This window comes from Corynebacterium sp. TUM25020 (assembly GCF_056388495.1).
Genome location: NZ_JBWJFG010000002.1, coordinates 292,342 through 318,107 on the forward strand (window position 1 = coordinate 292,342; position 25,766 = coordinate 318,107).

The 25,766-nt window shown below is 59.2% G+C and carries 23 protein-coding genes; 18 read left to right on the top strand and 5 right to left on the bottom strand.

Translation table 11 applies throughout. The features are described from left to right. Positions 1-76: 76 nt before the first annotated feature. The 9 genes from AC05K6_RS04250 to purL all read left to right on the top strand — a co-directional run bounded on the left by AC05K6_RS04250 (position 77) and on the right by purL (position 11,160). Positions 77-1,432 carry a TrkH family potassium uptake protein gene (locus AC05K6_RS04250; RefSeq protein ID WP_476727864.1) on the top strand — a complete coding sequence of 452 codons (1,356 nt, stop codon included), beginning with the start codon at positions 77-79 and terminating at the stop codon, positions 1,430-1,432. After that, positions 1,425-2,084: a potassium channel family protein gene (locus tag AC05K6_RS04255; RefSeq protein WP_476727865.1), complete on the top strand. Its 660-nt coding sequence runs from the start codon at positions 1,425-1,427 to the stop codon at positions 2,082-2,084. The genes AC05K6_RS04250 and AC05K6_RS04255 overlap by 8 nt, the downstream gene beginning before the upstream one ends. An 82-nt stretch (positions 2,085-2,166) precedes the next feature. Then, positions 2,167-3,597 carry an adenylosuccinate lyase gene (purB, locus tag AC05K6_RS04260; RefSeq protein WP_476727866.1) on the top strand — a complete coding sequence of 477 codons (1,431 nt, stop codon included), beginning with the start codon at positions 2,167-2,169 and terminating at the stop codon, positions 3,595-3,597. A gap of 98 nt (positions 3,598-3,695) precedes the next feature. After that, positions 3,696-4,589 (top strand): phosphoribosylaminoimidazolesuccinocarboxamide synthase, encoded by an 894-nt coding sequence (locus tag AC05K6_RS04265; protein WP_034973878.1) that lies wholly within the window; start codon positions 3,696-3,698, stop codon positions 4,587-4,589. Positions 4,590-4,646: 57 nt separating this feature from the next. Beyond that, complete coding sequence (locus AC05K6_RS04270; protein WP_476727867.1) at positions 4,647-6,887, top strand: S9 family peptidase; 2,241 nt, start codon at positions 4,647-4,649, stop codon at positions 6,885-6,887. A gap of 75 nt (positions 6,888-6,962) precedes the next feature. Beyond that, positions 6,963-7,697: a DUF2334 domain-containing protein gene (locus tag AC05K6_RS04275; protein ID WP_476727868.1), complete on the top strand. Its 735-nt coding sequence runs from the start codon at positions 6,963-6,965 to the stop codon at positions 7,695-7,697. Between the two features lie 78 nt (positions 7,698-7,775). Continuing rightward, positions 7,776-8,030, top strand: a complete 255-nt coding sequence (gene purS, locus AC05K6_RS04280) for a phosphoribosylformylglycinamidine synthase subunit PurS (RefSeq protein ID WP_476727869.1) — start codon at positions 7,776-7,778, stop codon at positions 8,028-8,030. 1 nt (position 8,031) lies between these two features. Further along, entirely contained in the window at positions 8,032-8,703 is a 672-nt protein-coding gene (gene purQ / locus AC05K6_RS04285; protein WP_293791119.1) for a phosphoribosylformylglycinamidine synthase subunit PurQ, read from the top strand. Positions 8,704-8,733: 30 nt separating this feature from the next. Continuing rightward, complete coding sequence (gene purL, locus AC05K6_RS04290; protein WP_293791120.1) at positions 8,734-11,160, top strand: phosphoribosylformylglycinamidine synthase subunit PurL; 2,427 nt, start codon at positions 8,734-8,736, stop codon at positions 11,158-11,160. 81 nt (positions 11,161-11,241) lie between these two features. Here the strand turns inward: purL and AC05K6_RS04295 are convergent, their stop codons facing one another. Beyond that, positions 11,242-12,342, bottom strand: a complete 1,101-nt coding sequence (locus AC05K6_RS04295) for an acyl-CoA thioesterase (protein WP_476727870.1) — start codon at positions 12,340-12,342, stop codon at positions 11,242-11,244. A gap of 111 nt (positions 12,343-12,453) precedes the next feature. On the opposite strand from AC05K6_RS04295, the gene AC05K6_RS04300 reads away from it, so the two are divergent. The 3 genes from AC05K6_RS04300 (at position 12,454) to purM (ending at position 15,561) form a co-directional block, all read left to right on the top strand. Continuing rightward, on the top strand, positions 12,454-12,834 hold the full coding sequence (locus tag AC05K6_RS04300) for a sterol carrier family protein (RefSeq protein WP_476727871.1): 381 nt from the start codon (positions 12,454-12,456) through the stop codon (positions 12,832-12,834). Positions 12,835-12,945: 111 nt separating this feature from the next. Continuing rightward, positions 12,946-14,430 carry an amidophosphoribosyltransferase gene (gene purF, locus AC05K6_RS04305; RefSeq protein WP_448307165.1) on the top strand — a complete coding sequence of 495 codons (1,485 nt, stop codon included), beginning with the start codon at positions 12,946-12,948 and terminating at the stop codon, positions 14,428-14,430. Between the two features lie 36 nt (positions 14,431-14,466). Further along, on the top strand, positions 14,467-15,561 hold the full coding sequence (purM, locus tag AC05K6_RS04310; RefSeq protein WP_476727872.1) for a phosphoribosylformylglycinamidine cyclo-ligase: 1,095 nt from the start codon (positions 14,467-14,469) through the stop codon (positions 15,559-15,561). Between the two features lie 96 nt (positions 15,562-15,657). Here the strand turns inward: purM and AC05K6_RS04315 are convergent, their stop codons facing one another. Both AC05K6_RS04315 and ygfZ read right to left on the bottom strand, forming a co-directional pair. Beyond that, a complete protein-coding gene (locus AC05K6_RS04315) occupies positions 15,658-15,903 on the bottom strand; it encodes a DUF3073 domain-containing protein (protein ID WP_293791124.1) in 246 nt (81 codons plus the stop codon). A gap of 223 nt (positions 15,904-16,126) precedes the next feature. Then, the gene (ygfZ, locus tag AC05K6_RS04320; protein WP_448307166.1) at positions 16,127-17,398 is read right to left on the bottom strand and encodes a CAF17-like 4Fe-4S cluster assembly/insertion protein YgfZ; all 1,272 of its coding nucleotides are present in this window, start codon (positions 17,396-17,398) and stop codon (positions 16,127-16,129) included. 78 nt (positions 17,399-17,476) lie between these two features. On the opposite strand from ygfZ, the gene AC05K6_RS04325 reads away from it, so the two are divergent. Continuing rightward, entirely contained in the window at positions 17,477-18,415 is a 939-nt protein-coding gene (locus AC05K6_RS04325; protein ID WP_293791126.1) for an aminodeoxychorismate lyase, read from the top strand. 34 nt (positions 18,416-18,449) lie between these two features. Here the strand turns inward: AC05K6_RS04325 and AC05K6_RS04330 are convergent, their stop codons facing one another. Then, positions 18,450-19,091, bottom strand: a complete 642-nt coding sequence (locus AC05K6_RS04330; protein WP_293791127.1) for a heme-binding beta-barrel domain-containing protein — start codon at positions 19,089-19,091, stop codon at positions 18,450-18,452. Positions 19,092-19,101: 10 nt separating this feature from the next. After that, entirely contained in the window at positions 19,102-19,920 is an 819-nt protein-coding gene (locus AC05K6_RS04335) for an LmeA family phospholipid-binding protein (RefSeq protein ID WP_476727873.1), read from the bottom strand. A 206-nt stretch (positions 19,921-20,126) separates the two neighbouring features. Between AC05K6_RS04335 and mshD the strand changes: the two genes are divergently transcribed. The 5 genes from mshD (at position 20,127) to pstB (ending at position 25,715) form a co-directional block, all read left to right on the top strand. Continuing rightward, positions 20,127-21,191, top strand: a complete 1,065-nt coding sequence (mshD, locus tag AC05K6_RS04340) for a mycothiol synthase (protein WP_473963478.1) — start codon at positions 20,127-20,129, stop codon at positions 21,189-21,191. 319 nt (positions 21,192-21,510) lie between these two features. After that, the gene (gene pstS / locus AC05K6_RS04345; RefSeq protein ID WP_476727874.1) at positions 21,511-22,650 is read left to right on the top strand and encodes a phosphate ABC transporter substrate-binding protein PstS; all 1,140 of its coding nucleotides are present in this window, start codon (positions 21,511-21,513) and stop codon (positions 22,648-22,650) included. A gap of 174 nt (positions 22,651-22,824) precedes the next feature. Continuing rightward, positions 22,825-23,886, top strand: coding sequence for a phosphate ABC transporter permease subunit PstC (gene pstC / locus AC05K6_RS04350; protein ID WP_293791130.1), 1,062 nt, complete (start codon positions 22,825-22,827; stop codon positions 23,884-23,886). A 12-nt stretch (positions 23,887-23,898) separates the two neighbouring features. Beyond that, positions 23,899-24,819, top strand: coding sequence for a phosphate ABC transporter permease PstA (pstA, locus tag AC05K6_RS04355; RefSeq protein ID WP_293791131.1), 921 nt, complete (start codon positions 23,899-23,901; stop codon positions 24,817-24,819). Positions 24,820-24,938: 119 nt separating this feature from the next. Further along, entirely contained in the window at positions 24,939-25,715 is a 777-nt protein-coding gene (pstB, locus tag AC05K6_RS04360) for a phosphate ABC transporter ATP-binding protein PstB (RefSeq protein WP_293791132.1), read from the top strand. Positions 25,716-25,766 lie beyond the last annotated feature (51 nt).

The window sequence follows — 25,766 nt, forward strand, 5'->3', positions numbered from 1 at the left end:
AGTGTGAGAGAAAACTCTCGTGTAAAGATTCCGTTAGGGTTTCGCACTTAGCGCAATAGGTTTAAAGTAGCGACTTGTGATTACACACCCTGGCGATAATCGTCGGCGAGGTTTTAGCCCCGCACAGCTGGTCTCGGTCAGCTTCCTTCTATTGATCTTTGCCGGCACCCTGCTGCTTCTTCTGCCCATCGCACGTAGCGGACCGGAAAGCCCGGAGTTCACCACCGCTCTATTTACCGCAACCTCAGCCACGTGCCTTACGGGTCTCACGGTTGTGGATACCGCCACCTACTGGTCCCATTTCGGACAAGTGGTAATCATGTCGCTGATTCAGGTGGGTGGCCTCGGCATCATGACACTGGCCACAGTAGTGAGTTATGTGCTCGCTGGACGGATGGGCGTCAAAGGGCGGCTACGCGCTGCGGCGGAACAACGCGGAAGGGATCTTGGCGAAATTCGCACCGTCATCCTCGGCACCGTTGGCTTCTCCCTGGCAATTGAGCTGGTCATAGCAATCATCCTCACCTTTCGTTTCGCCACTCAGTACGGCTATGACTTTCTGCCTGCAGTGTGGGAGGGCGTTTTCCATGCGATCTCCGCGTTCAACAACGCTGGTTTCGGTCTGCGATCCAATAATCTCGTGCCCTATGTCAATGACGCGGGCATTATTCTGCCCATTGCTGCAGGCATTATCATCGGTGGCTTGGGCTTCCCGGTGCTCCTAGAAATCAGGGCACGTTGGCGCTCTAACGTGAAGCGCCCACGCTCTCTGACCTTGATCTTTACCCTGATTGGAACGGCTATCCTGCTGGTAATTGGAACAGTTGGATTTGCAGTGATGGAGTGGACGAATAGCCTCCGCGAGCTGTCGCCGTGGTCGGCTGTGCAGGCAGCGTTTTTCCACTCCGTGTCTTCCCGCACTGCCGGTTTCAACTCGGTGGATCTTTCGAGCTTGCGTCCTTCCTCGTTGATGCTGACCGATTTCCTCATGTTCATCGGCGGTGGTTCCGGCGGTACCGCAGGTGGCGTGAAGGTGACGACCGCCGCGGTGCTGGTTGCAGTGCTAATCGCGGAGGTGCGCGGCGACGAACAGTTGCTGGTAGCCGGCAGGCGTATTCCAGGACGCATTGTCCGCCAAGCTATGGCTGTGTTCATGATGGCCTTCCTGATCGTCGCGGGATCCATCATGGGGCTGCAATTGCTGCTGCCTCAGTATCACTCGCACCAAATCACCTTTGAAGTCATTTCGGCGTTCGCTACCGTGGGGCTGACTACTGGAATTACCCCCGACCTGCCCGATTTCGCCCGCATATGGCTCGTCGTTCTGATGTACGTTGGCCGTATCGGACCCATCACTGTGGTCGCGGCGCTGGCTGCTCGTACTAATCAACGCCTCTATTCCTTCCCAGTAGAAAGGCCGTTCATTGGCTAAGTTCCTTTCCCGCCCAAGTAATCCTCCAGTTATCATCATCGGCCTCGGTCGTTTTGGCATGGCTTTGGGGGAAGAGCTAGTCCAATCTGGTGTGGAAGTCCTGGGTATCGACGTTGACGAAGCGGTCGTGGCGAAAGCTGCTCCGCTGCTGACTCACGCTGTGATCGCAGAAACAACTGACCAGGATGCGCTGCGACAGCTCGGTGTGCAAGACGCAGAACGAGTTGTGATCGGTATCGGCTCGGAGATGGGGGCGTCACTACTTACAGCATCAGCCGTGATGGATCTGGGCGTACCGAACGTCTGGGCTAAGGCCGACAATCAGGCGCACGCAAAGATCCTGACACAGATCGGTGTGCACCACGTCGTGCGCCCGGAGCGGGACACCGGACGGCGCGTGGCTCACCTCATTGCAGGGCATATCCAGGAATACATTGAATTCGACAGTGACTTTGCCATGGCGAAGCTCGCGCCACCGTTGTGTATGCACGGGCGCAAGATCGAGGAAACCCCTGAGGGAATTGCGATCGTCGCAGTACGTTGCGCAGACGAAAACTTTTCCACCCCGCCGACAGGCTATGTGATCCGCTCTGGCGATATTTTGATCGCGGCGGGGCGGGTAAAGGATTTGGACAAGTTCGCGGATAGTTAGTCGGCGGAGCCGGGGCAGAGCCGGGCGGGGCCGGGGCGGGCGCGGATTCCGAAAATTATGCAGTGCGCATAAACTCGGGGGCGTGCCTGCTAAGAAAAAGATTTCCAACGTCCTTGCCAATCGCTACGCCTCTCCGGAGATGACCGCCATTTGGTCGCCGGAGGACAAGATCATCATGGAGCGTAAGCTCTGGATCTCAGTCATGAAGGCCCAAGCATCCCTCGGAGTGGATGTTCCAGCCGAAGCTATCGCGGCCTACGAAAAGGTGATCGACCAGGTCAACCTGGATTCCATCGCCGATCGTGAGAAGGTTACCCGCCACGATGTGAAGGCGCGTATTGAAGAGTTCAATGCGCTGGCCGGCCAGGAGCACATTCACAAGGGCATGACCTCCCGCGACCTGACGGAGAACGTGGAGCAGCTACAGATCTTTAGCTCCCTACAGCTCGCCCGCGACAAGGCCGTTGCCGTGCTGGCGCGCATTGGCCGCCGGGCAGCCGAGAACCAGTCTCTGGTGATGGCAGGCCGTTCTCACAACGTTGCCGCCCAGGCAACGACCCTGGGCAAGCGCTTTGCTTCCGCCGCGGATGAGCTACTGGTGGGGCTGGAGCGCATCGAGGATCTGCTGGACCGCTACCCGCTGCGTGGCATCAAGGGGCCGATGGGTACCAGCCAGGACATGCTGGATCTGGTCGGCGGGGACGAATCCAAGTTGGCGGCGCTGGAGAGCACCATCGCCGAAAACCTGGGTTTCTCTCGGGTCTTTGACTCCGTCGGACAGGTTTATCCACGCAGCCTGGATATGGACGCGCTAAGCGCTCTGGTGCAGGTTGGCGCCGCGCTGTCCTCCCTGTCAATGACGATCCGCCTTATGGCGGGGAACGAGACCGTCACGGAAGGCTTCAAGGAAGGCCAGGTTGGCTCTTCCGCGATGCCGCACAAGATGAACGCCCGCTCCTGCGAGCGCGTAGGCGGCATGCAGATTCTGCTACGCGGCTACCTGACCATGGCAGCGGATCTGGCTGGTGCACAGTGGAACGAAGGCGACGTGTTCTGCTCTGTGGTTCGCCGTGTTGCTCTTCCCGACGCCTTCTTCACCTTCGACGGCATGTGTGAGACCTTCCTGACCGTCCTGGACGAGTTCGGGGTTTTCCCGGCGATGATCGACCGCGAACTGGAGCGCTACTTGCCGTTCCTGGCTACTACACGCATCCTGATGGCCGCGGTGCGAGCCGGAGTTGGCCGCGAGACGGCCCACGAGCTAATCAAGGAGCACGCCGTGGCTGTAGCGCTGAATATGCGCGAAAATGGTGGCGATCAAGACCTGGTGCAACGGCTTGCCAGCGACGACCGCTTCCCCCTGGATGAGTCACAGCTTGAGGACGCGTTGGCTGACCGTCACGCCTTCATCGGCGCGGCAGAGTCGCAGGTTTCCCGAGTCTTGGCACGCATTGGGGATGTCACGGGGCGCCACCCGGAGGCCGCGGCATATAGGCCGGGGGAGATTCTCTAGCGAATCCTAAGCATTCACTAGCAGCGGAAACGCTGATCGCTCGCAAGGTTCCGGACATAAATAGTCAAAAGCCTAGTACAGGGCTACACTGTCTACTCATGCGTCCAGAACTGTGCGAGTACGAGCATCATTCCGCAGGTAAAGTGCGAGAGATCTACGAGGTCGATGAGGATAACCTGTTGATGGTTGTCAGCGACCGGATCAGTGCTTATGACTACGTCCTTGAAACGGAAATCCCCGACAAGGGACGAGTGCTTACTGCCGTGAGTGCCTTCTTCTTCGATGAGCTCGATTTCCCCAACCACCTGGCCGGTGCTTTGGATGACGAGCGGATCCCCGAGTACGTTCTTGGCCGAGCCATGCTGTGCAAGAAGCTGGATATGATCCCCTTCGAGTGCGTGGCGCGTGGCTACCTGACTGGTTCGGGCCTGAAGGAATACCAGGAAACCGGCAGTGTGTGTGGTGTGGAACTGCCCGAGGGGCTGGTTGAGGCATCGCGCCTGCCGGAGCCGATCTTTACCCCGGCGACGAAGGCAGAGCTGGGCGAGCATGACGAGAACGTGAGCTTCGACGTCGTTGTTGAGGAGTTGGGCGAGGAGCGCGCCAACGAACTGCGCGACGCCACCCTGGCCATCTACAAGAAGGCCGCAGCTATCGCCGAGGAGCACGGCCTGATCCTGGCGGACACAAAGTTCGAGTTCGGTCTGGATGCTGACGGCACCCTCGTGCTGGCCGACGAAGTTCTCACCCCGGATTCCTCCCGCTACTGGCCCGCCGAAGGCTACGAAGAGGGCAAGGTACAGCCCAGCTTCGACAAGCAGTACGTGCGCAATTGGCTGACCGGCCCGAAGTCCGGCTGGGATAGGTCGGAGGGCACACCCCCGCCGCCGCTGCCGGGTTCTGTTGTGGAGGCGACCCGTTCCCGCTACATCGAGGCCTACGAGAAGCTCTCGGGCAAGCGCTTCTCCGACTGGATCGGCCAGTGCGTCTAAAGGCCTTCTAGCGGGCTCAAAAGGGGCTTAAAGCCCTGACTACTTAGTCTGAGTAGCATGGCGCGTATGCCTATTAACGACGCGCCCCAAACAAACAGCAATCCAATTACCGCCCCGCCAACTGCGAAGAAGGTGCCACACAACCGCACCTTCCATGGCCGCGAGTTCGTGGATAACTACGAATGGCTGCGCGAGAAAGACAACCCCGAGGTGCGCCAGCACTTGGAGGCGGAAAACGCCTGGACCGTCCAACAGACAGCCCACCTCAAGCCCCTACAGGAGCGACTCTTCGATGAGGTTAAGGCCCGTGTGCAGGAGACGGACATGTCTTTGCCGGTCCGTTCCGAGGGCTGGTGGTACTTCTCCCGCACCGAAGAGGGCAAGAGCTATGGCACCATGTGCCGGGTTCCCATCGCGGACAAGGACGACTGGACCCCACCGACCATCGAACCCGGCACTCCCGCGCCGGGCGAGGAAACCTTCCTGGACTGCAATGCTCTAGCCGAGGGCAAGGAGTTCTTCAGCCTGGGCGCGGCTAGCGTCACCAAAGACGGCACGCGCCTGGCTTACTCGGTAGATGAAACGGGTTCCGAACGCTTTACCCTGCGCATCCGCGACCTCACGACGGGGGAGGACCTAGAAGACGAGATCGAGGACGTCTTCTACGGTGCCACCTGGGTCGGTAGGGATACCGTGTACTACCAGCGTGTCGATGAAGCGTGGCGACCACACGAGATCTGGCGCCATACAGTCGGTGAGGGCGTCGATAAAGACGAGCTGGTGTACCGCGAAGACGACGAACGATTTTGGACCGGCGTGGCAACCACTCGCTCTGAGCGTTACCTGCTGGTCCATACGGGGTCGAAGGTGACCAGTGACGTGTGGTACCTCGATCTGGAAGATCCGAATGCCGAGCTGACCTGCATTATCCCGCGCGAGTCTGATGTGGAGTATGCGGTGGACCATGCAGTCGTGGGTGGTCAGGATCTGTGGCTGGTGCTGCACAACAAGACAGGTGCGAACAGTGAACTCGGGTACCACCCAACTGGCCAGATCGCCTCTTGGGACGATGTGCAAGCACTTGTGCCGCACCGTGACGATGCGCGACTGGAGGGCGTAGATGTCTTTAGCGACCACATCGTCCTCGAAGCTCGGGAAAATGCGCTGGAGACCAGCTACATCATGAAGCTTGGTGACGCCGACACCTCGACCGGCGAGTCTTCCGCCCCGGCCTTCGGCGAGTTCGAACGGATCGAATTCCCCGGGGAACTCTGCGGGGTGGGCACTGTCGGCAACAGCGAATGGGACAGTCCGGTTTTGCGTGTCGCCTACACTGCCTTCACCACGCCACCCCGGGTCTACGACATTGACTTGGCAACCGGCGAGAGGATCCTGCGCAAGGAGCAGCAGGTGTTGGCTGACCCCGATGGCCGGGAGTTCGACCCCACGCAATACACCTCCCAGCGGCTGTGGGCGACCGCCGAGGACGGTGCGCGCATTCCGGTCTCCCTGATTCACCGCACGGATGTGGATGTGAACCAGCCGAACCCGGTGCTGCTGTACGGTTACGGCTCCTACGAAAACTGCATTGACCCTGGGTTCTCTCTGTTCCGTCTGTCGATGCTGGACCGTGGCGTGGTATACGCCATTGCGCACGTCCGTGGCGGCGGCGAAATGGGGCGTTTGTGGTACGACCACGGCAAGGGTCTGGAAAAGCGAAACACGTTTACGGACTTTGTGGCCGTCGCCGACCACTTGCTGCGCGAGGGTATGACCACCCGTGAGCAGATGGTGGCCGAGGGCGGCTCCGCCGGCGGCATGCTAATGGGTGCTGTGGCGAACATGGCGGGGGATCGCTTTGCGGGCATTGAGGCTGTTGTTCCCTTCGTGGATCCGTTGACGAGCATGCTCATGCCAGAACTGCCGCTGACCGTGACGGAATGGGATGAATGGGGAGACCCATTCCACGACCCGGAAGTCTATGACTACATGGCCGGCTACGCGCCCTACGAAAATGTTTCCGCCGATCTGACCTACCCACCGATTTTGGCTGTGACCAGCCTCAATGACACCCGTGTGTTGTACGTGGAGCCAGCGAAATGGGTCGCCAAGTTGCGTGAAGTGGGAGCCGACAAGTCGGGTGACGGTGACGATAATCCCCGGGATCGGGTGCTACTGCACATCGACATGGAAGCGGGCCATGGTGGCGTTTCCGGCCGCTATGCCAAGTGGCGCCAAGCGGCCTTCGAGACCGCCTGGGAGCTGGACAAAATGGGAGCCACCGAGCGGCTCGGCTAGCTTTCAACAACTCGACAACCAAATGTAGGGTTGGCGTTACCTGCCGTTCATTTGGGTGGGGAAATCTATGCAGCTATGAACCCCGTACAGTCCAACCTCAGCACCCAGCGCGCCCCTCGTGTGCTGCTGACGATCACGGGATTGCGCCGGGCCACTGTCACCGCGGCCGAGCGGATGCGAGATGCCGCCCGCGCTCTGGAAATCCATGCGGGACTTGTGCTTACGGTGCAGGGGCCGGATTGGAGGCTAAAGGACGACCGGGCGACGTTGGAATTGATTCACGATTCCGCTGCCCGTGGGCACGAATTGCTGCTCGGCGGTTTAGGGCCGCTCGGTGGGACAAGCGATAAGGGGGAGTTCCACCGGCTCGGTCAGCACGAGGCGACCCTGCGGCTCTCCGCAGCTACCCGCCAGCTGGACGCGCTCGGGCTAGCCCCGAAGGTGTTTGCGCCGACCCGTTGGCTGGCGTCGGAGGACGCACTGCAGGCCGCCGCTAAGGTCGGGTTCGACGTGGCGGCGGATGCGTACACCATCCGGGATCTTTCCCATGACGATCGTTACCCGGTGCGCGTACTCGCGTTTGGCGACGGGTTCGGATCGGTGAAGTGGTGGCGTCGAAACGTCCTTAACAGCGTGCGTCGCGGCGTGACACGAGGGCGGGATATCCGCCTTTCCATCAGCGCAGCGAAAGCCGACAAAGTCGACGTAGCGGGCGATATGCTGCGCATTCTCGAGCTGCTGCGGGAAAGCGGCTACCAGTCGGCGAACTACCGCGATTACGCAGATCGCCAGCAGGCATCTGTGGCTTAAAAGCTGTCGCGCGGCAGTGTTACGATGGGGCGGTAACCTACCGGGAAAATACCGCAAAGCTGGGAGAATGTAGAAGCCATGGCTCGTGTTGTCGTCAACGTTATGCCCAAGAAGGAAATCCTCGATCCGCAAGGGCAGGCCGTTGTCCGCGCCCTCGGACGTATCGGCATCAGCGGAGTAGCTGAGGTACGTCAGGGAAAGCGTTTTGAGCTGGAGGTCGACGAGGGAGTGTCCCGTGAAGATCTGGAAAAGATCGCCTCCGACCTGCTGGCAAACACCGTGATTGAGGACTACGACGTTGTCGTCGAAGGCGCAGATGCGGAGGCCAAGTAAATTGACCAGCCGCATTGGAGTAATCACCTTCCCCGGCACTCTCGACGATGTCGATGCCGTGCGCGCAGTGCGCCTGGCAGGAGCAGAACCGGTGGAGCTGTGGCACGCGGACGAGGATCTGAAGAATGTTGACGCTGTGGTTGTCCCCGGCGGATTCTCCTACGGTGACTACCTGCGCGCCGGTGCCATTGCCTCTATCGCCCCGGCAATGAAGTCCGTCGTGGCTGCCGCCGAACATGGCACCCCGGTTCTGGGGATCTGCAATGGCTTCCAGATCTTGCAGGAGGCCGGCTTACTGCCAGGTGCTTTGACCCGCAACGAAGGGCTGCACTTTGTGTGCCGCGATGTGTACCTAGACGTGGAAAACACTTCCACTGCCTGGACCAACCAGTTCGCCGAGGGAACCAAGATTCTGGTGCCTTCCAAGCACGGCGAGGGACGTTTCCAGGCCAGCGACGAGACGCTGGAGCGCCTGGAAGGCGAAGGCCGCGTGGTGTTCCGCTATGTCGAGAACCACAATGGATCCCGCAATTCGATCGCGGGTGTGTGCAGTGAAAATGGCCGTGTAGTTGGCCTGATGCCGCACCCGGAGCACGCCGTTGAAACGCTGACGGGTCCCTCCCTGGACGGCCTGGGGCTGTTCAAGTCGGTTCTGTCCACGCTCGTTTCCTAAATTTCTTGATACAAGGAGCACCCGATCCCCATGATTCACAACGACACGGTCGCCGACGCTAAGGCCAACCCGGACCTGGAGCAGCCGTATCACGAGCTGGGCCTGAAGGACGACGAGTACGCACGCATCAAGGAAATCCTGGGCCGCCGCCCGACCGATGCGGAGCTAGCCATGTACTCCGTAATGTGGTCCGAGCACTGCTCGTACAAGTCCTCCAAGACGCACCTGCGTTACTTCGGTGAGACTACGACAGACGAAATGAAGTCCAAGATGCTTGCCGGCATCGGTGAGAACGCCGGCGTGATCGACATCGGCGATGGCCATGCCGTCACCTTCAAGGTCGAGTCCCACAACCACCCCTCTTACGTGGAGCCCTACCAGGGTGCAGCCACGGGCGTAGGCGGTATTGTCCGCGACATCATGGCAATGGGCGCACGCCCAGTGGCCGTGATGGATCAGCTGCGCTTTGGCCCAGCCGACCTGCCAGATACCCAGCGCGTACTGCCTGGCGTAGTTGCGGGTGTGGGCGGTTATGGCAACTCTTTGGGGTTGCCGAACATTGGCGGTGAGACGGTTTTTGACGCCTCCTACGCGGGTAACCCCCTGGTCAATGCTTTGTGTGTGGGCACTTTGAAGACTGAGGATCTGAAGCTGGCCTTTGCCTCTGGCAAGGGTAACCGAGTGATCCTTTTCGGCTCTCGCACGGGCTTGGACGGAATCGGCGGCGTGTCCGTCCTGGCATCGGACACCTTTGAGGAAGGCGCAGAGCGCAAGCTGCCTGCCGTGCAGGTAGGCGACCCCTTCGCAGAGAAGGTACTGATCGAGTGCTGCCTGGATCTATACCGCGCCGGCGTGGTCGTCGGCATTCAAGACCTCGGTGGCGCTGGCCTTTCTTGTGCCACCTCTGAGCTCGCATCCGCAGGCGATGGCGGTATGCACATCAACCTGGACAACGTCCACCTGCGCGCCGAGGGAATGACGGCAGCGGAGATTCTGTCTTCCGAATCGCAGGAGCGCATGTGCGCCGTCGTGGCTCCGGAGCACGTCGACGCTTTCATGGAGATCTGCCGCAAGTGGGATGTCTTGGCATCCGATATCGGTTGCGTCACCGACGGCGAGAACCTTGTGATTGAGCACTGCGGCGAGATCGTGGTGGATGCCTCGGCACACACCATGGCCGAGGAAGGCCCGGTGTACGAGCGCCCCTACGAGCGCCCGGCTGAGCAGGATCAGCTGAACGAGGCCCGTGGCGTCGAACTGCCGGAGACCGCCCAGGAAGTCCGCGGCCAGATTCTCGACCTCGCGGCTTCCCCGGCGCTGTGCTCCCGCGAGTACATTACCGAGCAGTACGACCGCTACGTGCGAGGCAACACCGTTTCCGCCAAGGACGCCGACGCGGGCGTACTGCGTATCGACGAGGAGACCGGTCGTGGCATTGCGGTGTCTACTGACGCCTCTGGCCGTTACACCCGCCTGGATCCGCGAACTGGTGCCCAGTTGGCGCTGGCTGAGGCTTATCGCAATGTCTCGGTTACAGGTGCCACTCCGGTCGCTGTCTCCAACTGCCTGAACTTCGGCTCTCCGGAGGATCCTGCCGTCATGTGGCAGTTCCGCGAGGCCGTACATGGCCTGGCCGATGGTTGTAAGGAAATGAGCATTCCGGTTACCGGTGGCAACGTTTCCTTCTACAACCAAACCGGCGATACCGCCATCCTGCCGACCCCGGTCATCGCTGTGCTGGGCACCATTGATGACTGCGCCCGCCGTATTCCGCAGCAGCTGCCTAAGCAGTCCGCTGACGAGAAGCAAGAACAGTACCACCTGGTGCTGGTTGGCGCGGAGACCCGGGAGGAACTCGGAGGCTCTATCTGGCAGCAGGTCGTCCACGATGAGCTGGCAGGCCTGCCTCCACAGGTTGACCTGTCCGTGGAACAGCGCCTGGGTGCATTCATCACCGACCAACGCGACAGGATCGTCACTGCCCATGACCTCTCTGAAGGCGGCCTATCCCAGGCCGTAGTTGAACTGGCAATCCAGTCTGGTCGGGGAGTGGCCGTGAACCCGCTGCTGAGCCAGCATGAGTCCGCTACTGCAGAAGGCCGCACGCTGGCACAGCAGGCTGCGGTGGGGCTGTTCTCTGAGACGGCCTCCCGCGTTTTGCTGGCAGTCAGCAGCGAGGACTACGGCGACCTGATGCGCGACCTGGCCGAGACCGGACTGACCGGCGGCTGGATTGGCCTGACTGGCGTAAGTGACGCTGCGGACCAGCCGATCATCCGCTTCGGATCTGGTATTTACCCGGCACTGCCGTTCGGCGGGGAGGTCGAGCTCGACCCGGCCAAGCAGCATGATGATGACTTCGACGTTGTGATCTCTCTTGACGAGGCGACCACGGCATGGAAGTCCACCCTGCCTGCACTGTTTAGCCACGCCGCTGGCAATAACTCGGTGATCTAAAAGGGTTTCCGTAAACCTCAAAGGGCGCGCGACCAATTGGTCGCGCGCCCTTCAGCTCTGTTGGGCTCCTAGGGGATAGTGCTACTCCACGAAGCGGAAGTCGCGGTCGCTGGGGCTCACCAGCGGACGCGGCAGGAAATCCTTGCGCAGATTACGCAGCGTAGCGGCGTGCTCTTCCAGGCGCTTGTCTTCGTTGGTCACTGGCGTGTACTGGCGTGCCTGCAGGGGGTTACCGTCCAGATCCACGGCAATGTAGGTCATCGACGCGTGGATGGCCACTGGCAGGTTTCCCTTGCCTTCACGCGGATCGCCGGCGCGCAGGTGCACCATCACCGTCATCGAACGTTCGTCGGTACGCACAAGGCGTGCGTCGACCTCCACCAGGTCGCCGATGTGTACCGGGCGGTAAAAACGAATTCCGCCGGCGTACACCGCCGTGGTGCGCTCGCCGGTCCACTGCATCGTGCAGGCCGTGGCGGCTTCATCGATCCATTCCATGGCCGTGCCACCGTGCACATTGCCACCCCAGTTAACGTCCGTCGGCTTGGCGAGGAAGCGGTTCACCATCTCCGGTGCGGTCGACTTGTCGGTGTAGGTCTGTCGCAGCATCTCTTCTTCGATTGCCTTGCGCAACTGGATGCGCGACAGTGCCGCCTCTTCCACACGCTTTTCCTCGTCGGTCGTCGGAACGTACGAGGGGATCTGCTTGGACTTTCCGTTTTCGTCCAAAGCCACGAAGATCACGAGGCAGTCGCAGGCGCGGGTGAATACGCCTTCGCGTGGGTCAGCAGACAGCACTTCGTTGACGATATGCATGGAGCTGCGACCGGTATATGCGATGCGACTGCGAACCTCCACCATGTGACCCGAAGGGATCGGACGGGTGAAGTGAATGTGGCCAACGTATGCGGTCACGCAATAAGACTGTGCCCAGCCGACCGCACAGGCATAGGCAGCCTTATCAATCCACTCCAATACGCGGCCACCGTGCACGCCCATGGCGCCAGCCATCAGCACGTCTGTCGGGGCAGCTAGGAAGCGCAGCGTGACCTTCGGGCTGCGCTCATGTGCAGACTCTTGTTGAGCCTTAGACGCGTTGTCAGGTGCGTTCTGCTCGTTCTGAGTGGTGCTTTCGGTGGTTTCTGCCACGTGGCTGCCTTCCTCTTTTTGGGCTTGCTTCAATTCTGTTATTTTTGCAGCTATTTTGCGATTCTTCTGCGCTTTCGCGTTCAACTTCTCAATACTATCGTGACGCACAATTCGGTGTTCTACCGAGCACTACAATTTCTTTGTATGAGGCATTTACACGGTCCGGAATTGTCCGCTGAGGCTCGTCGTGCCGTCGAAAAAGTGGCGGTGTGGGTTCGACAGCCAGAGGGTCAGCCCCGTCCACCGCGTGCGGACGTTGCGGCGGCCGTTCGTCTCTCCCTGGCTGTACTCGAGGAGATCGCCCCCGGCCATTCCGTCGAAGTCCGGGTGCCGCCCTTCGCTGCCGTTCAATGCATCGCCGGGCTAGAGCATCGCCGCGGTACCCCGCCCAATGTTGTGCAGTGCTCGCCGTTAACGTGGTTGCGCCTGGTTGTGGGGCAGGAAGATCTTATTGGTTCTGACGCCGATACCTCCGGAACTCGCGCTTCCGCCATCGCGGAGCATCTTCCGCTGTTTCGATTTTGATGTGTGGCTGTGAGATCCTTCCCCATCCCTTTGGGTTAGTGCGAGTCGGCTAGTAAAGTCGGGATAGTGGCAAACATTGAAGGCCAAGTGAACCAAACAGAGGCAGAACAGTTGCTGAGCCCATTCGATGACCGAGGCGAAACCGAGCCCCGGGAAGAATGTGGCGTATTCGGTGTATGGGCGCCGGGGGAGGACGTCTCTAAGCTGACGTACTACGGCCTCTATGCGTTGCAGCACCGTGGTCAGGAAGCTGCCGGTATCGCCGTCGGCGATGGCGACCAAATTGTCGTATTTAAGGATCTGGGTCTGGTGAGCCAGGTCTTCGACGAGCAATCCCTGGAGGCCCTCAAGGGGCACATCGGTATGGGGCATAATCGCTATACCACCGCTGGTGGCAATAGCTGGGAGAATGCACAGCCGATGTTCCGCATGGCGCCTGACGGCACCGACGTGGCACTGGGACACAACGGCAACCTGGTGAATCACCGTGAGCTCACCCAGGAGGCAGCGCGCTTAGGGCTGGTGGATCCGAAGGAAAACCCTTCCGATTCCCTGGTGATGTGCGCGCTACTGGCCGCCGAGACGCGGGAGGGCCACGGTGTTGAAGAAGCTGCCATGGAGCTATTCCCCAGGGTCAAGGGGGCTTTCTGCGTGCTGTTCACCGACGGCGATGCACTATACGCAGTCCGCGATCCACAGGGTGTGCGTCCGCTTTCCCTCGGCCAGCTGGCGGGTGGCGGTTGGGTGGTCGCCTCCGAGACCGCAGCGTTGGACATTGTGGGCGCCCGCTTTATCCGCGATGTAGAGCCAGGGGAGCTGGTGATCATCGACGGTGATGGTGTGCGTTCCCGTCGCTTCGCGGAGACCCAGCACAAGGGATGCGTGTTTGAGTACGTCTACTTGGCTCGCCCCGACTCGGTCATCCGCGGCCGTTCCGTCAACGGCACGCGCCTGGAGATCGGCCGGAAGCTCGCTGAGGAGGCGCCAGCAGACGGCGATTTGGTGATCCCCGTTCCCGAATCAGGTACTCCAGCGGCGGTTGGTTACGCCCAGGGTTCGCACATTCCATTCGGCCAAGGGCTGATGAAGAATGCTTATGTGGGGCGCACCTTCATCCAACCCTCGCAGACAATTCGTCAGCTGGGCATTCGTCTTAAGCTCAATCCATTGCGCGAGGTTATTGAAGGCAAGCGCCTGGTAGTGGTAGATGACTCTATCGTTCGCGGCAACACTCAGCGCGCGCTGATCAAGATGTTGCGTGAAGCAGGAGCGAAGGAAGTTCACGTTCGCATTGCTTCGCCGCCGGTGAAGTGGCCGTGTTTCTATGGCATCGACTTTGCCTCGCCCACCGAGCTGATCGCGAATAACGTGAACCCCGAGGACCCAGTGGAAGGGATCCGTAAGGAAATCGATGCGGATTCCCTAGCATTCGTTTCGACCGAGGCGATGATCGAAGCGTCACGACAAAGTAGGGATGAGCTCTGCGCTGCGTGCTTTGACGGTGTGTTCCCGCTGGGAATGCCAAGTGATAACCCGAATACAGCACTGGTAGAGACAATGCAGAAGCAGCAAGCCCAGAAGCAGCAAGCCCAGTAGTAAAGAGCTAGAAAGCCAGAAAGCTAAGGACAAGCCATGAGTGAGCACCCTGAGAACACCCCGAAGCAGGCAGAGGGCGCATCGTACGCCGCTGCCGGTGTCGACATTGAAGCCGGCGATCGCGCGGTAGAGCTTTTCGCCCCGCTAGCTAAGAAGGCCACCCGTCCCGAGGTACGCGGTGGACTCGGCGGGTTCGCCGGTCTGTTTGCCTTGGGCAAGTACGAAAAGCCACTTCTAGCCGCCTCCTCTGATGGTGTGGGTACAAAGCTGGCAGTCGCGCAGGCGATGAACAAGCACGACACGATCGGTCGCGACCTGGTGGCAATGTGCGTGGATGACCTGGTTGTCTGTGGCGCCGAGCCGCTGTTCCTCCAGGATTACATCGCCATTGGCAAGGTAGTACCCGAGCACGTTGCCAGTATCGTAGCGGGCATTGCGGCAGGCTGTGAGGATGCAGGCTGTGCACTGTTGGGTGGCGAAACCGCTGAACATCCCGGCGTGATGGAGCCGGAGGAGTACGACGTTTCTGCCACTTCCGTCGGTGTGGTCGAAGAAGCGAATGTGCTGGGGCCGGATCGCGTGCGTCCGGGCGACGTGGTGATCGCCATGGCCTCCTCTGGACTGCACTCCAATGGCTACTCCCTGGCGCGCCACGTCCTGCTGGATACCAAGCGGCTGCCATTGGACGGACACATCGAATCCCTCGGTCGCACACTGGGAGAAGAACTGCTCGAGCCCACCCGCATCTACGCCCTCGACTGCCTGAAGCTGGCAAGCGAGTGCGATGTGCATACCTTCGCGCACATCACCGGTGGTGGTTTGGCAGCTAATCTAGCCCGCGTTATCCCGGATGGTTTGGTCGCCGCGCTGGAGCGCTCCTCTTGGACGCCTGGCCCAATCTTCCGTCTGATCCAGGAGGAAGGGCAGGTCTCCCAAGAAGAGATGGAGAAGACCTTCAACATGGGCGTGGGCATGGTTGCCGTCGTCGCCGAAGATGATGCCGAGCGTGCCATGGCTATGCTGACCGCCCGCCACATCGACGCCTGGCGCTTGGGCGAAGTACGCCCGGCACAGGATGGCCAATCCGGTGCGGTTCTGGATGGCGAGTACCGCAATCCGGTCAACGACTAAGACCGGCGGCTATCTAGTCGGGAATAGAAAACTCCCGCCCCTTGCGCTTTGAGGAGCGCTGTGGATAGGGGCGGGAGTTTTGCTGTGGAAGGTTAGCTATTTCCGGGAGTTGCCGGAGTAGTCGTCCTCATAATCGTCGCCGTAGTCGTCGTATTCCGCAGCGTACTCGCTGTAGTCATCTTCGTACTCGTCGTAGCTATCGTTGTGTCGGGAGCTGGAGCCCCGGTTTTGCGACTGCCCGGAGAGTTCCCTCTGCAGGCTCTCCAGATCCATTTCCGGAGCGTTGTACTTCAACTGACGAGCAACCTTGGCTTGCTTTGCCTTGGCACGGCCGCGACCCATGGCCTGACCCCCTTGCGGTGTCCTCGAGTGGCGCGGGAGTTCGGCCACCCTTTTCGTTTACATGTTAAGTTTCTTCCTGCCCTACACCATAGCGGTTAGCGATCATTTTTTCCCAAAAGCCCCTCCGCTTCGTTCGGTAAGCGCGGGGGATGCGCAACGAAATAAACCCCGCGACCTGCATGATCGTCGCGGAGTTAAGGGGGCAACGAAGTGTCAGGTTTTTCTAATTCTTCCCGCGCAGGCGGTTGATCGCCGCGCGCCCGGGTCGGATCGAGTTGTCGCCAGTTGCCTTCTCTAGGTCGGCTGAGTCGATCGCGGCATCGATCCCGTCCACCAGGATCGGTGGTACATCGCTGTTGTGTGACGCCACCTTCTCCACCACATTCCGCTTCATCAAAGCAAGGGCAACAGGTCCGTAATCACAGTCATGCACACTAGATCCCACTCGGCCGATCGCCCGTCCGCCAGCGGTGACATCGGCCCCCACTACCGGTAGTCGGTTGGCGGATCCGTCGAGCTGCAGCAGCACCAAGACTCGGGGTGATTTGCCCAGGTTATGAACGCGGGAAACTGTCTCCTGTCCCCGATAGCAGCCCTTGTTGAGGTGGACAGCGGATTCAGTGGGGCCGGCGGTTGCATTATCTAGTTGTGTTGCGCCGCTGATGCCTTTGCCGATGAAGGCGGGAATTTCATGGGGGATGGTGCGTTCGTCGGTATCTACGCCCAAGATCGGCAGGCGTGCCTGCATGCGGAACGCATCAAAAGCCATGCGTCCGGTGGGGTGGAATGCGCCAGCTGTGAGCTGATCCCATGTATCGACGAATTGCTCTCGGGAAACCCAGAGGTCCAAGGCCTGAATTTCACCGATAGTTTCGGTGCGCCACAGTTGTACCTTCATATCTTCTGGAATGTCGATGTTCAACTGAGTACGCAGGACAGCGGACGACGTGGCGTCGTGAGCAAAGAGCAAGGAATCAGCGGCTAGGTGCGTGCCAAGTACCGTGAGTCGTGCCCACGGAAGTCGCTCGACGGTGACCTGCGACCAAAAGACCATCTTGCGGAGGTAGTCCTCTAGGGCATCGGCGTGGGTGGCTGGGGTATCGAGGATCAGGGCATCGTCGGTGGCGAGGATGCCGAAAAAGTGCTCGACGTGTCCTTTGACATCGAGGATCAGGCCGAAGGTGGCTTGGCCTGGTTCGATGGCATTGACCTTCTGGGAGATTAGATTGTTCAGCCAATCGCGGCGCTCTGCTCCTGAGATGCGGATGGCCACTCGATCCCAGAAGTCCACGAGGCCAGGCTTTCCATTTCCGACCTGTGACTGCTCGGTCAGGGGATTGCCGTAGTGCCACGCAGTGGCGCCATCCGGGGCTGGAGCTTCGGCTCGAGCTTCCTGCGCCTCCGATCCGAGGGTGTCCTCCCTGCCTGATAATGCGCTGGCAGTGGGGACATGGTCGAGGATCGGGCTGTGAGTCAGATCAAACACGCCACCTATCGTAGGACGGGGTGGGGCGAGCTGGCCAGTAGCAGGTACTGCAAGGGCCGTTAAACAGCTGGGATTAGGATTAAAGACATGAGCAATCGGGAAGCAGAGTTCGTGGTCGTTGACGTTCTGGGAACCAATGGCGGCGTAGACACGGAGGCGGAAGCTGAAGCCGCAGATCCGCAGGTTCGGGACGTAACCGTGCCGATGATCTACGCCGACGATCTAGCAGCTGTGCGCGGAGACGGAGTGTTTGAGACCTTCATGCTTCGCGATAGCCACGTGCGCAACCGGGAGCGCCATGCTATTCGCTTCCAACACAGCGCAGCGATGCTCGATTTGCCCGAACCGGAACTCGATCGCTGGTTCCGCGCTACTGACTTAGCCGTGGCGAGCTTTGAAGAGAAAAACGGCCCCGGACAAGAGGCCGCGCTGCGCTGGGTTTATTCGCGGGGGCGGGAGTCCACGGGTCGACCGACCGGATGGGTAACCGTCGCGCCTGTCAGTGAACAGGTACTGCACGACCGGAAGCGTGGCGTGCGAGTAATGACCGCTGAGAGGGGCTTTAGAATCGATCTTTCCGAGCGTTCGCCGTGGGCGCTTATCGGCGCTAAGACGCTTTCCTATGCGGCGAACATGGCGGCATTGCGCAGTGCAAAGACCCGTGGAGTGGATGACGTAATTTTTCTCTCCGACGAAGGACTGGTGCAGGAGGGCCCAACGTCCACTGTCGTTGTCGCAGAAGTAGATTCGGCGACGGGGGAGAGGCGACTCGTCACTCCTCCGACCCATGTCGGAATTCTCAAAGGCACGTCGCAGGCCGCGCTGTTTAAGCTGGCCGAGCAGCGGGGATGGAAAACCGAGGAACGAGTCCTGCGGGTTGAGGATCTGCTGAATGCTATCGGAGTGTGGCTTGTCTCTTCCGTGCGTGTCCAGGCCCGAGTAATCCAATTGGATGGGGTAAGCCTGCCACGGCCGGAGGTTGCCGATGAAGTAGAGGCGATGGCCTGGGAGGCTGTAACTAGCTAAACTGGCTAAACCAGCTAAAACTAGCTAGTACCGGCTAGCCCACCACACGGGAAAGCTGAGCGGACTGCCAGGGAACCATCTCGCCGTCGATAAGGCGCTCGTCGACCCAGCCGAGATCGTTGTTCGGCATCAGACCATAAAGGCGCTTGCCGGGACCAAGATTGGTCGGGCCGGTCGCCGTCGCCATCGTCGACGCACTTTCCAGCTGCCAGGCGCGCTCATTCAGCGGACTGCCATAAAGGATCTCCACCATTCCGTCGGAGTGGGTGATGATCATCTCGATTTCATCATCATCGTTGATGCGCAGGAAGCCTGACTCGCGACGGCCCGGGGTCTCGGTCGGCTTTCCGTCGTCATCCATCCGCCAGGAACGGGAATCATAGCTGATGCGGTTTTCACCGTCGTGGGCGAAGACGACCTGCTGGCCGAAAGTGAATTCGTCCTCGCCGGGAGGCGCAGCCTGACCCTGACCACGCCACACACCGATAAGTGGCAGCAGTGCCAGTAGGCCGTCGTGTAGGTTTGGCCCCTTGCGCAGGTTGGCTGTGTCATCGGGGATGGGCAGATCGCCGAACTCCGGCAAGTTCTTGTCACTGGTGGACTTGGATTGTTCGGCGGCCAGGTTAACCGCGTCGTTCGCGTTGACCTTAAACTTCTTATTTTCTTCTTCAGCCATACCTGTAAGCCTATAGGCTGGGACGCTCCTCTTCACTGAGGGGTCGGGATCGCGGAGCCAGATCGGAGAGGCTGATTTTCGTGTAGACCTTTGAGGTCTCTACAAACAGGGATCCGCCGGAGACATAAATACGTTCAGGGTCGCCCCGCATAGGGAGGTTTTTGCCGGGGATGCTCAGGCTAAAAGCGTTGTTGATTCGATCCGCAATGCTGTCATCGAGTTTGTCTTCGTCGTTGACGTCTTTGGCTTTGATATCGAGCCCGTCGGGTGCAGAGAGAATCCTGATAGGCGTGATTTTCATGGTGCCTGCGACGATGCGCAGTTTCACTTCCACCTTGGCGGGCTTGGCAAACCCTTTGGGCTTGCCCTCGAAAATGGCCTCGGTCTCCCAACCGCCGCGCGGTGAAATATCGTCCAGGTTCTGGATCTGCAGGGCATCAATATCCATGCGATTGCCCAGTAATACGCCGTCGAGTTGTAGTCGGGTAAACACCTTGCGCGCTGGCGCGTTTTCAATTGTGCCGTTAAATACGTCTTCGGCGGAGACCGTGACGTATTGCGCCGAGGTATGCACGCTCATCAACCCGAACCCTGGCACGTCGACGTCATTGGCTGCCACCGTCACGGCTTGCAGTTCGTGGCTCAGTGCCGAGGCGGTATAGGGGAAGCCGGCTACCTGCACCTTTGGGGGATTTGCCAAATTGGAATCGGCGTAGAGCGCTTCGGAGATTTTGTGCTCCGCCCGGGCTGCGATCACGTTGTCTACGACTGCTGCCACTAAAAGCAGCACTACGAGGGCGACTGCACCGCGGAATGCGATCTTCTTCACCTTGCCGGTCACCCCCTTCTGGGCTCCATCCAAATACTTATCTAATAGCGCGGCGATCAATTGCGCTTTTTGGTTCTCTCCAAGGTTACAAGGTGCCCCAATGCCTTTTTATTGACGCCACGCTTCAGCCATCTCAATCTCAACCTAGGTGTAAGAATGCTGTCAATCAGCCCCATACATGCCGAATTTGGGGGACAATTGGCCACATGGCTATTACCTACAACACATTTGAAGACCTGTGGGAGCACTCCGAGGTGCTGGAGGGGGTCCACGAGGTGTTGCGTAAAGTCGCTGAGGCTGATGGCGTCGCCGCGATCAGCGAGGCTTTCGTCCGCGGTATGAACGAGGACTTTGGCCACAAGCACGTCATCGCCGTGAGCGATGAGTACGGCGCAGAAGACGCCGCTAAGGAGCGTGTGGTCGGCGTGCTGGCGATGGACCCGGATTTGGTGATTGAGCTGGCAGTCGCTCCAGAAGTGCGACATCGAGGGGTGGGTATCGCCTTGTTTGAAGCGCTGCGCGATCAGCTGGGAGTGAGCGGCGCGATCGATGTATGGGCGCATGGAGATTCCGCTGGTGCACAGCGTTTCGTTGAGTCGTTAAACGCCCGTCGTACTCGTGAACTACTGAAGATGTCTTTGGAATGCCTGCCGGCGACCAAGGCTGCCAAAACGCTTGAAGCTGAGAGCACGAAGGCAGAGGAACTCTGTGAGGAACACGGCATTGAAGTGTTGTCCTACAACGAATCGGTTGCTCGGTTTGACGCAGACGCAGTGGATGCTGAGTGGGTTCGGGTAAATAATGAGGCGTTTGCATGGCATCCAGAGCAGGGCGGATGGGACGTCGAACGCCTGCGGGCAGCCCGCGACACTAACTGGTTCGATCCGGATGGCGTGATTTTGCTTTGGGTTCGGGATCAGAAGTCGGCCGTCGAACGGGTGGGAATTCCCTGTCCCGCAGAAAGTGCAGTGGAGGACGCTAACGTCTACCGGCTGGTGGGTTTCCATTGGACGAAGATCCCGATGGAGGAAAAGGAAAAAGAGTCCGGTCAACGAGTAGGCGAGGTTTATGTTGTATGTCTCGCGGATGATGCACGGGGTAAGGGGCTGGGACAAGCCGTTACCCTATTGGGAATGAAGCTGCTCGTGGAAAACGGTTGTGGCCACATCGAGTTGTACGTGGAAGGAGACAATGCTCCTGCTGTTTCTACCTACAAATACCTCGGATTTGAGGTGGTACATACCGACGTGGTTTACCGCGGATGTTTGTAATAGCGACTAGATAATAGGTAAATAAAACCTTAACAAAACATATGGGTGGCGTAGTTTTGGCGTGGGCGGGGAGGCTTTCCTAGTTGTAAATTTGGTTAAATCTAAGTTAATTTGTGTCACTTTCTGCCACAAGGGGGTAGCTTTTAGGTGTGGTTTCCAAGAGGTGTTGGCACCAAAATGTCACCCAAAAATACACGCTATCCTGCGCCGATAGTAGAGTTCACTGTTTGTTAACCTACAGCACTCTTTAATTCAATAAGCGCCGATTAGATTTTCTGGTGACGCATGAACGGCCTCTGCATCTGCGGGCTGTTCTTGTATGACACTTTCTCTAGTTCTGACATTTTCGGAGGAAAACCTCGTGAAGTTCACCATGAAGCGCACCAGCGCTGCAGCTGCAACCATTATTGCTGGTTCCCTGATCCTGACCGGCTGCTCCAACGCTGACAACAACGAAAAGAGCAAAACCGAAAGCACCCGCGAGATGGAGGAGGCCTCCGGCGAACTGCGCGGTGAGGGCGCTTCTTCTCAGGACAACGCTGTCCAGAACATCTTCGGCCCGGCTTTCTCTGAGACCGGCGCTACCCTGGCTTACACCGCTTCCGGTTCCGGTGACGGTCAGAAGAAGTTCATCGCTGGCCAGGTCGACTTCGCTGGCTCCGACTCCGCTCTGAAGGACGACCAGATTGCAGACGCTAAGAAGCGCTGCAAGGGCAACGACGCTTGGCACCTGCCGATGGTTATCGGCCCGGTTGCCATCGCCTACCACCTGGAGGGTGTAGACACCCTGAACCTGTCCACCAAGACCATCGCCAAGATCTTCAAGGGCGAGATCAAGAAGTGGGACGACGAGGCCATCAAGGCTGAGAACGAGGGCGTTGAGCTGCCTTCCGATCCGATCCAGGTTGTTTACCGCTCCGACGAGTCCGGTACCTCTGACAACTTCCAGAAGTTCCTGTCCGCTTCCTCTGGCGAGTGGGATTCCGAGGGCAAGCAGTTCCCGACCAAGGTTGGTACCGGTGCTCCGAAGTCCAAGGGTGTCGCTGACCAGGTTGCTCAGACCAACGGTGCAATCACCTACGTGGAGGCTGGCTACGCTGAGGAGAACGACAAGATTGGCGTCGCCAACGTTGACTTCGGTGCTGGCCCGGTTGAGCTGAACAAGGAGAACGTCAACAAGGCGCTGTCCGAGGCTAAGTTCAAGGGCGAGGGCAACGACCTGGTTGTTGACTCCAAGGCTCTGTACTCCATGAAGAATGAGGGCGAGTACCCGCTGGTTCTGACCACCTACGAGATCGTCTGCTCCGCTGGCTACGACGACAACACCGCCAAGCTGGTCAAGAACTTCATGTACACCATCCTGGACAACCAGAATGATGATCTGGCTGACCAGGGTTACATCCCGCTGGACGGCGAGTTCAAGTCCAAGCTGGAAAAGGCTGTTGAGGCTCTGAAGTAGTCGCTTGTTCCTCAGCTAGCTTTTCTTTGAAGAGCTATCGCTGCAGGCCACGTTGCACTGTAACCCCCGCTCGTTTTGCGACCGGGGGTTACGGTCTGAATGCGGTGTCTGTAGTGACGAGAAACACTTCTTGCATTCATTCTTGTTTTAAATAACGACCTTTAAGGATCCCTCATGGCAAACGCCAATAAGGTTGAGGTCGCCAAGTCCACTGCGGCGAAGGGCGACACCGCTCAGCCGCAGAAAGACACCCAGCTGGTGGACAATAGTCAGCGCTCCGGCGGTGGCCACGTCAAGCGCCCTGGTGATGTCATCTTCGAAACTCTGGCAAAGACCTCTTCTATCCTGATCACCGTAATTATCGGACTGATCGGCCTGTTCCTGATCATGCAGGCAGTTCCCGCGTTGAACCGCTTGCGCGACGGTATTCTCAGCTTCTTTACCTACGGTGAACGTTGGAATACTGACTACGTCAACAACGACGGTGGCTGGATGCAGTTCGGTATTCCGAACCTGTTCTTCACCACGGTTCTAGTTTCCCTCGTTGCCCTGATCCTGGCTATGCCGGTTGCTCTGGGTATTGCTGTCTTCCTTTCCAACTACTGCCCGAAGAAGCTGGTCAAGCCCTTGGGCTTCATGATCGACCTGCTGGCCGCAGTGCCGTCCATCGTGTTCGGTATCTGGGGTGCCTACGTGCTCGGACCGGTGCTGGGCGACTTCTTCGAGTGGCTGTCCGGTTGGGCAGGCGGGTTCTTCCTCTTCAACTACCAGCAGGGAAGCTCCCCGCCATTCTCTACCTCCCGAAACATCTTCACTGGTGGCATCGTTCTGGCAATCATGATTCTGCCTGTGATCGCTGCTACTACCCGTGAGGTTTTCGTCCAGACCCCGAAGGGACAGATTGAGTCTGCCCTGGCTCTGGGTGCAACGCGGTGGGAAGTTGTTCGCATGACCGTGCTTCCCTTTGGTTTGTCCGGCTACATCTCCGGTGCAATGCTGGGCCTGGGTCGCGCGCTGGGTGAAACCATGGCGCTGTACATGGTTATCGCTAGTGCTCCGGACTTCCGCGGCTCGCTGATGGACGGTGGTACTACCTTTGCGACCGCCATCGCCGCTGCCGCACCGGAGTTCGACGATGAACTGAAGGCGGGCGCCTACATTTCTGCCGGCCTCGTGCTATTCCTGTTGACCTTCCTGGTTAACGCCGCCGCCCGCGCCGTTGTGGCGAAGAAGTAGGAGACGAGAACAATGACTGATGCAGTAGCTGTAGAAAAGAAGAAGTCCTCTTCGTCCTCCGACCTGTTCACTCAGATCTCTGGTAAGCGCAAGGCTGCCGACAAGGCCGCCACCATCATCATCTACTTTGCAATGACCCTGGCCCTGCTGCCTCTGGTGTGGGTGCTGTTCAAGGTTGTCAGCGAAGGCCTGCCGGCAATTTTGAATCCTGACTGGTGGATGTACGACATGGTCGGCCAACCCCGTAACAAGGCCGGCGGCGGCGCTATTCACGCAATCATCGGTACCCTGACCCAGGTTCTGGTTACTTCCGCATTGTCCATCCCGATCGGTGTGTTCACCGCCATCTACTTGGTGGAGTACTCCCGCGGTAATTTCCTCGGCAGGATCACAACCTTCATGGTCGACATCCTGACCGGTGTCCCGTCCATCGTTGCTGCCCTGTTCGTGTACGCAATGTGGATCACCATGTTTGGCTTCGAGCGCTCCGGTTTCGCCGTTTCCCTTGCTTTGGTGCTGTTGATGGTTCCGATCATCGTGCGCAACGCAGAAGAGATGCTGCGCGTTGTTCCAATGGACCTGCGTGAAGCCTCTTATGCACTGGGCGTGCCGAAGTGGAAGACCATCGTCAAAATCGTGCTCCCGACGGCTCTATCCGGCATTGTCACCGGCATCATGCTGGCTGTTGCCCGTGTGATGGGCGAGTCCGCACCGGTGCTGATCCTGGTTGGTTCCACCACCAAGATCAACTGGAACCCGTTCGAAGGTGGCCAGCAGTCCCTGCCGCTGTACATGGTTGACCTCTATGGCGCCGGAAGTAACGAGGTCGTGTTGGAGCGCCTGTGGGGCTGCGCACTGACCCTGGTGCTCCTGGTCGCCGTTCTGATGATTGGCGCCCGTCTGATTTCGAAGCGCTACTCGGTCAAGGTCTAAGGCGACCAAGAGCCTTAGCCCTGCCGGGACTAGAACAAAACAAAGCCTTTCCAATTGCACAAACCGACCACTCCATACATAGAGGGTGGCCAACCCTAGGACCCTAGGAGAACAACACAATGGCTAAGCGCCTAGACCTCAATGACGTCAACATTTACTACGGCGATTTCCACGCCGTTCAGAACGTCAACCTGCACATCCCGCCGAAGGCAGTTACCGCCTTCATCGGCCCGTCCGGCTGTGGCAAGTCCACAGTGCTGCGCACCCTGAACCGTATGCACGAGGTAATCCCCGGTGCTTATGTCAAGGGTGAGATCCTGCTCGACGGTGAGGACATCTACGGCTCCAAGATCGACCCAGTGGCCGTCCGCAACACCATCGGCATGGTTTTCCAGAAAGCTAACCCGTTCCCGACGATGTCCATCGAAGAGAATGTCGTTGCCGGCCTGAAGCTGTCGGGTGAGAAGAACAAGAAGAAGCTCCGCGAGGTTGCAGAGCGTGCACTGCGTGGCTCCAACCTGTGGGACGAGGTTAAGGATCGTCTGGACAAGCCGGGCGGCGGCCTCTCCGGTGGTCAGCAGCAGCGTCTGTGCATCGCCCGCGCTATCGCTGTCGAGCCGGAAGTTCTGCTGATGGACGAGCCTTGCTCCGCACTTGACCCGATCTCCACCCTGGCAGTCGAGGATCTGATCCACGAGCTGAAGGAAGACTTCACCATCGTTATCGTGACGCACAACATGCAGCAGGCAGCCCGTGTGTCCGACCAGACCGCTTTCTACTCCCTGGAAGCTACCGGCAAGCCCGGCAAGCTGGTCGAGGTGGGTCCGACCAAGCAGATCTTCGAGAACCCGCAGCAGAAGGAGACCGAGGACTACATCTCCGGTCGCTTCGGATAAAACTCAATCTTCGCCTGGCCTACAGGCAGGAGAGGAAATAGAGAATCCACA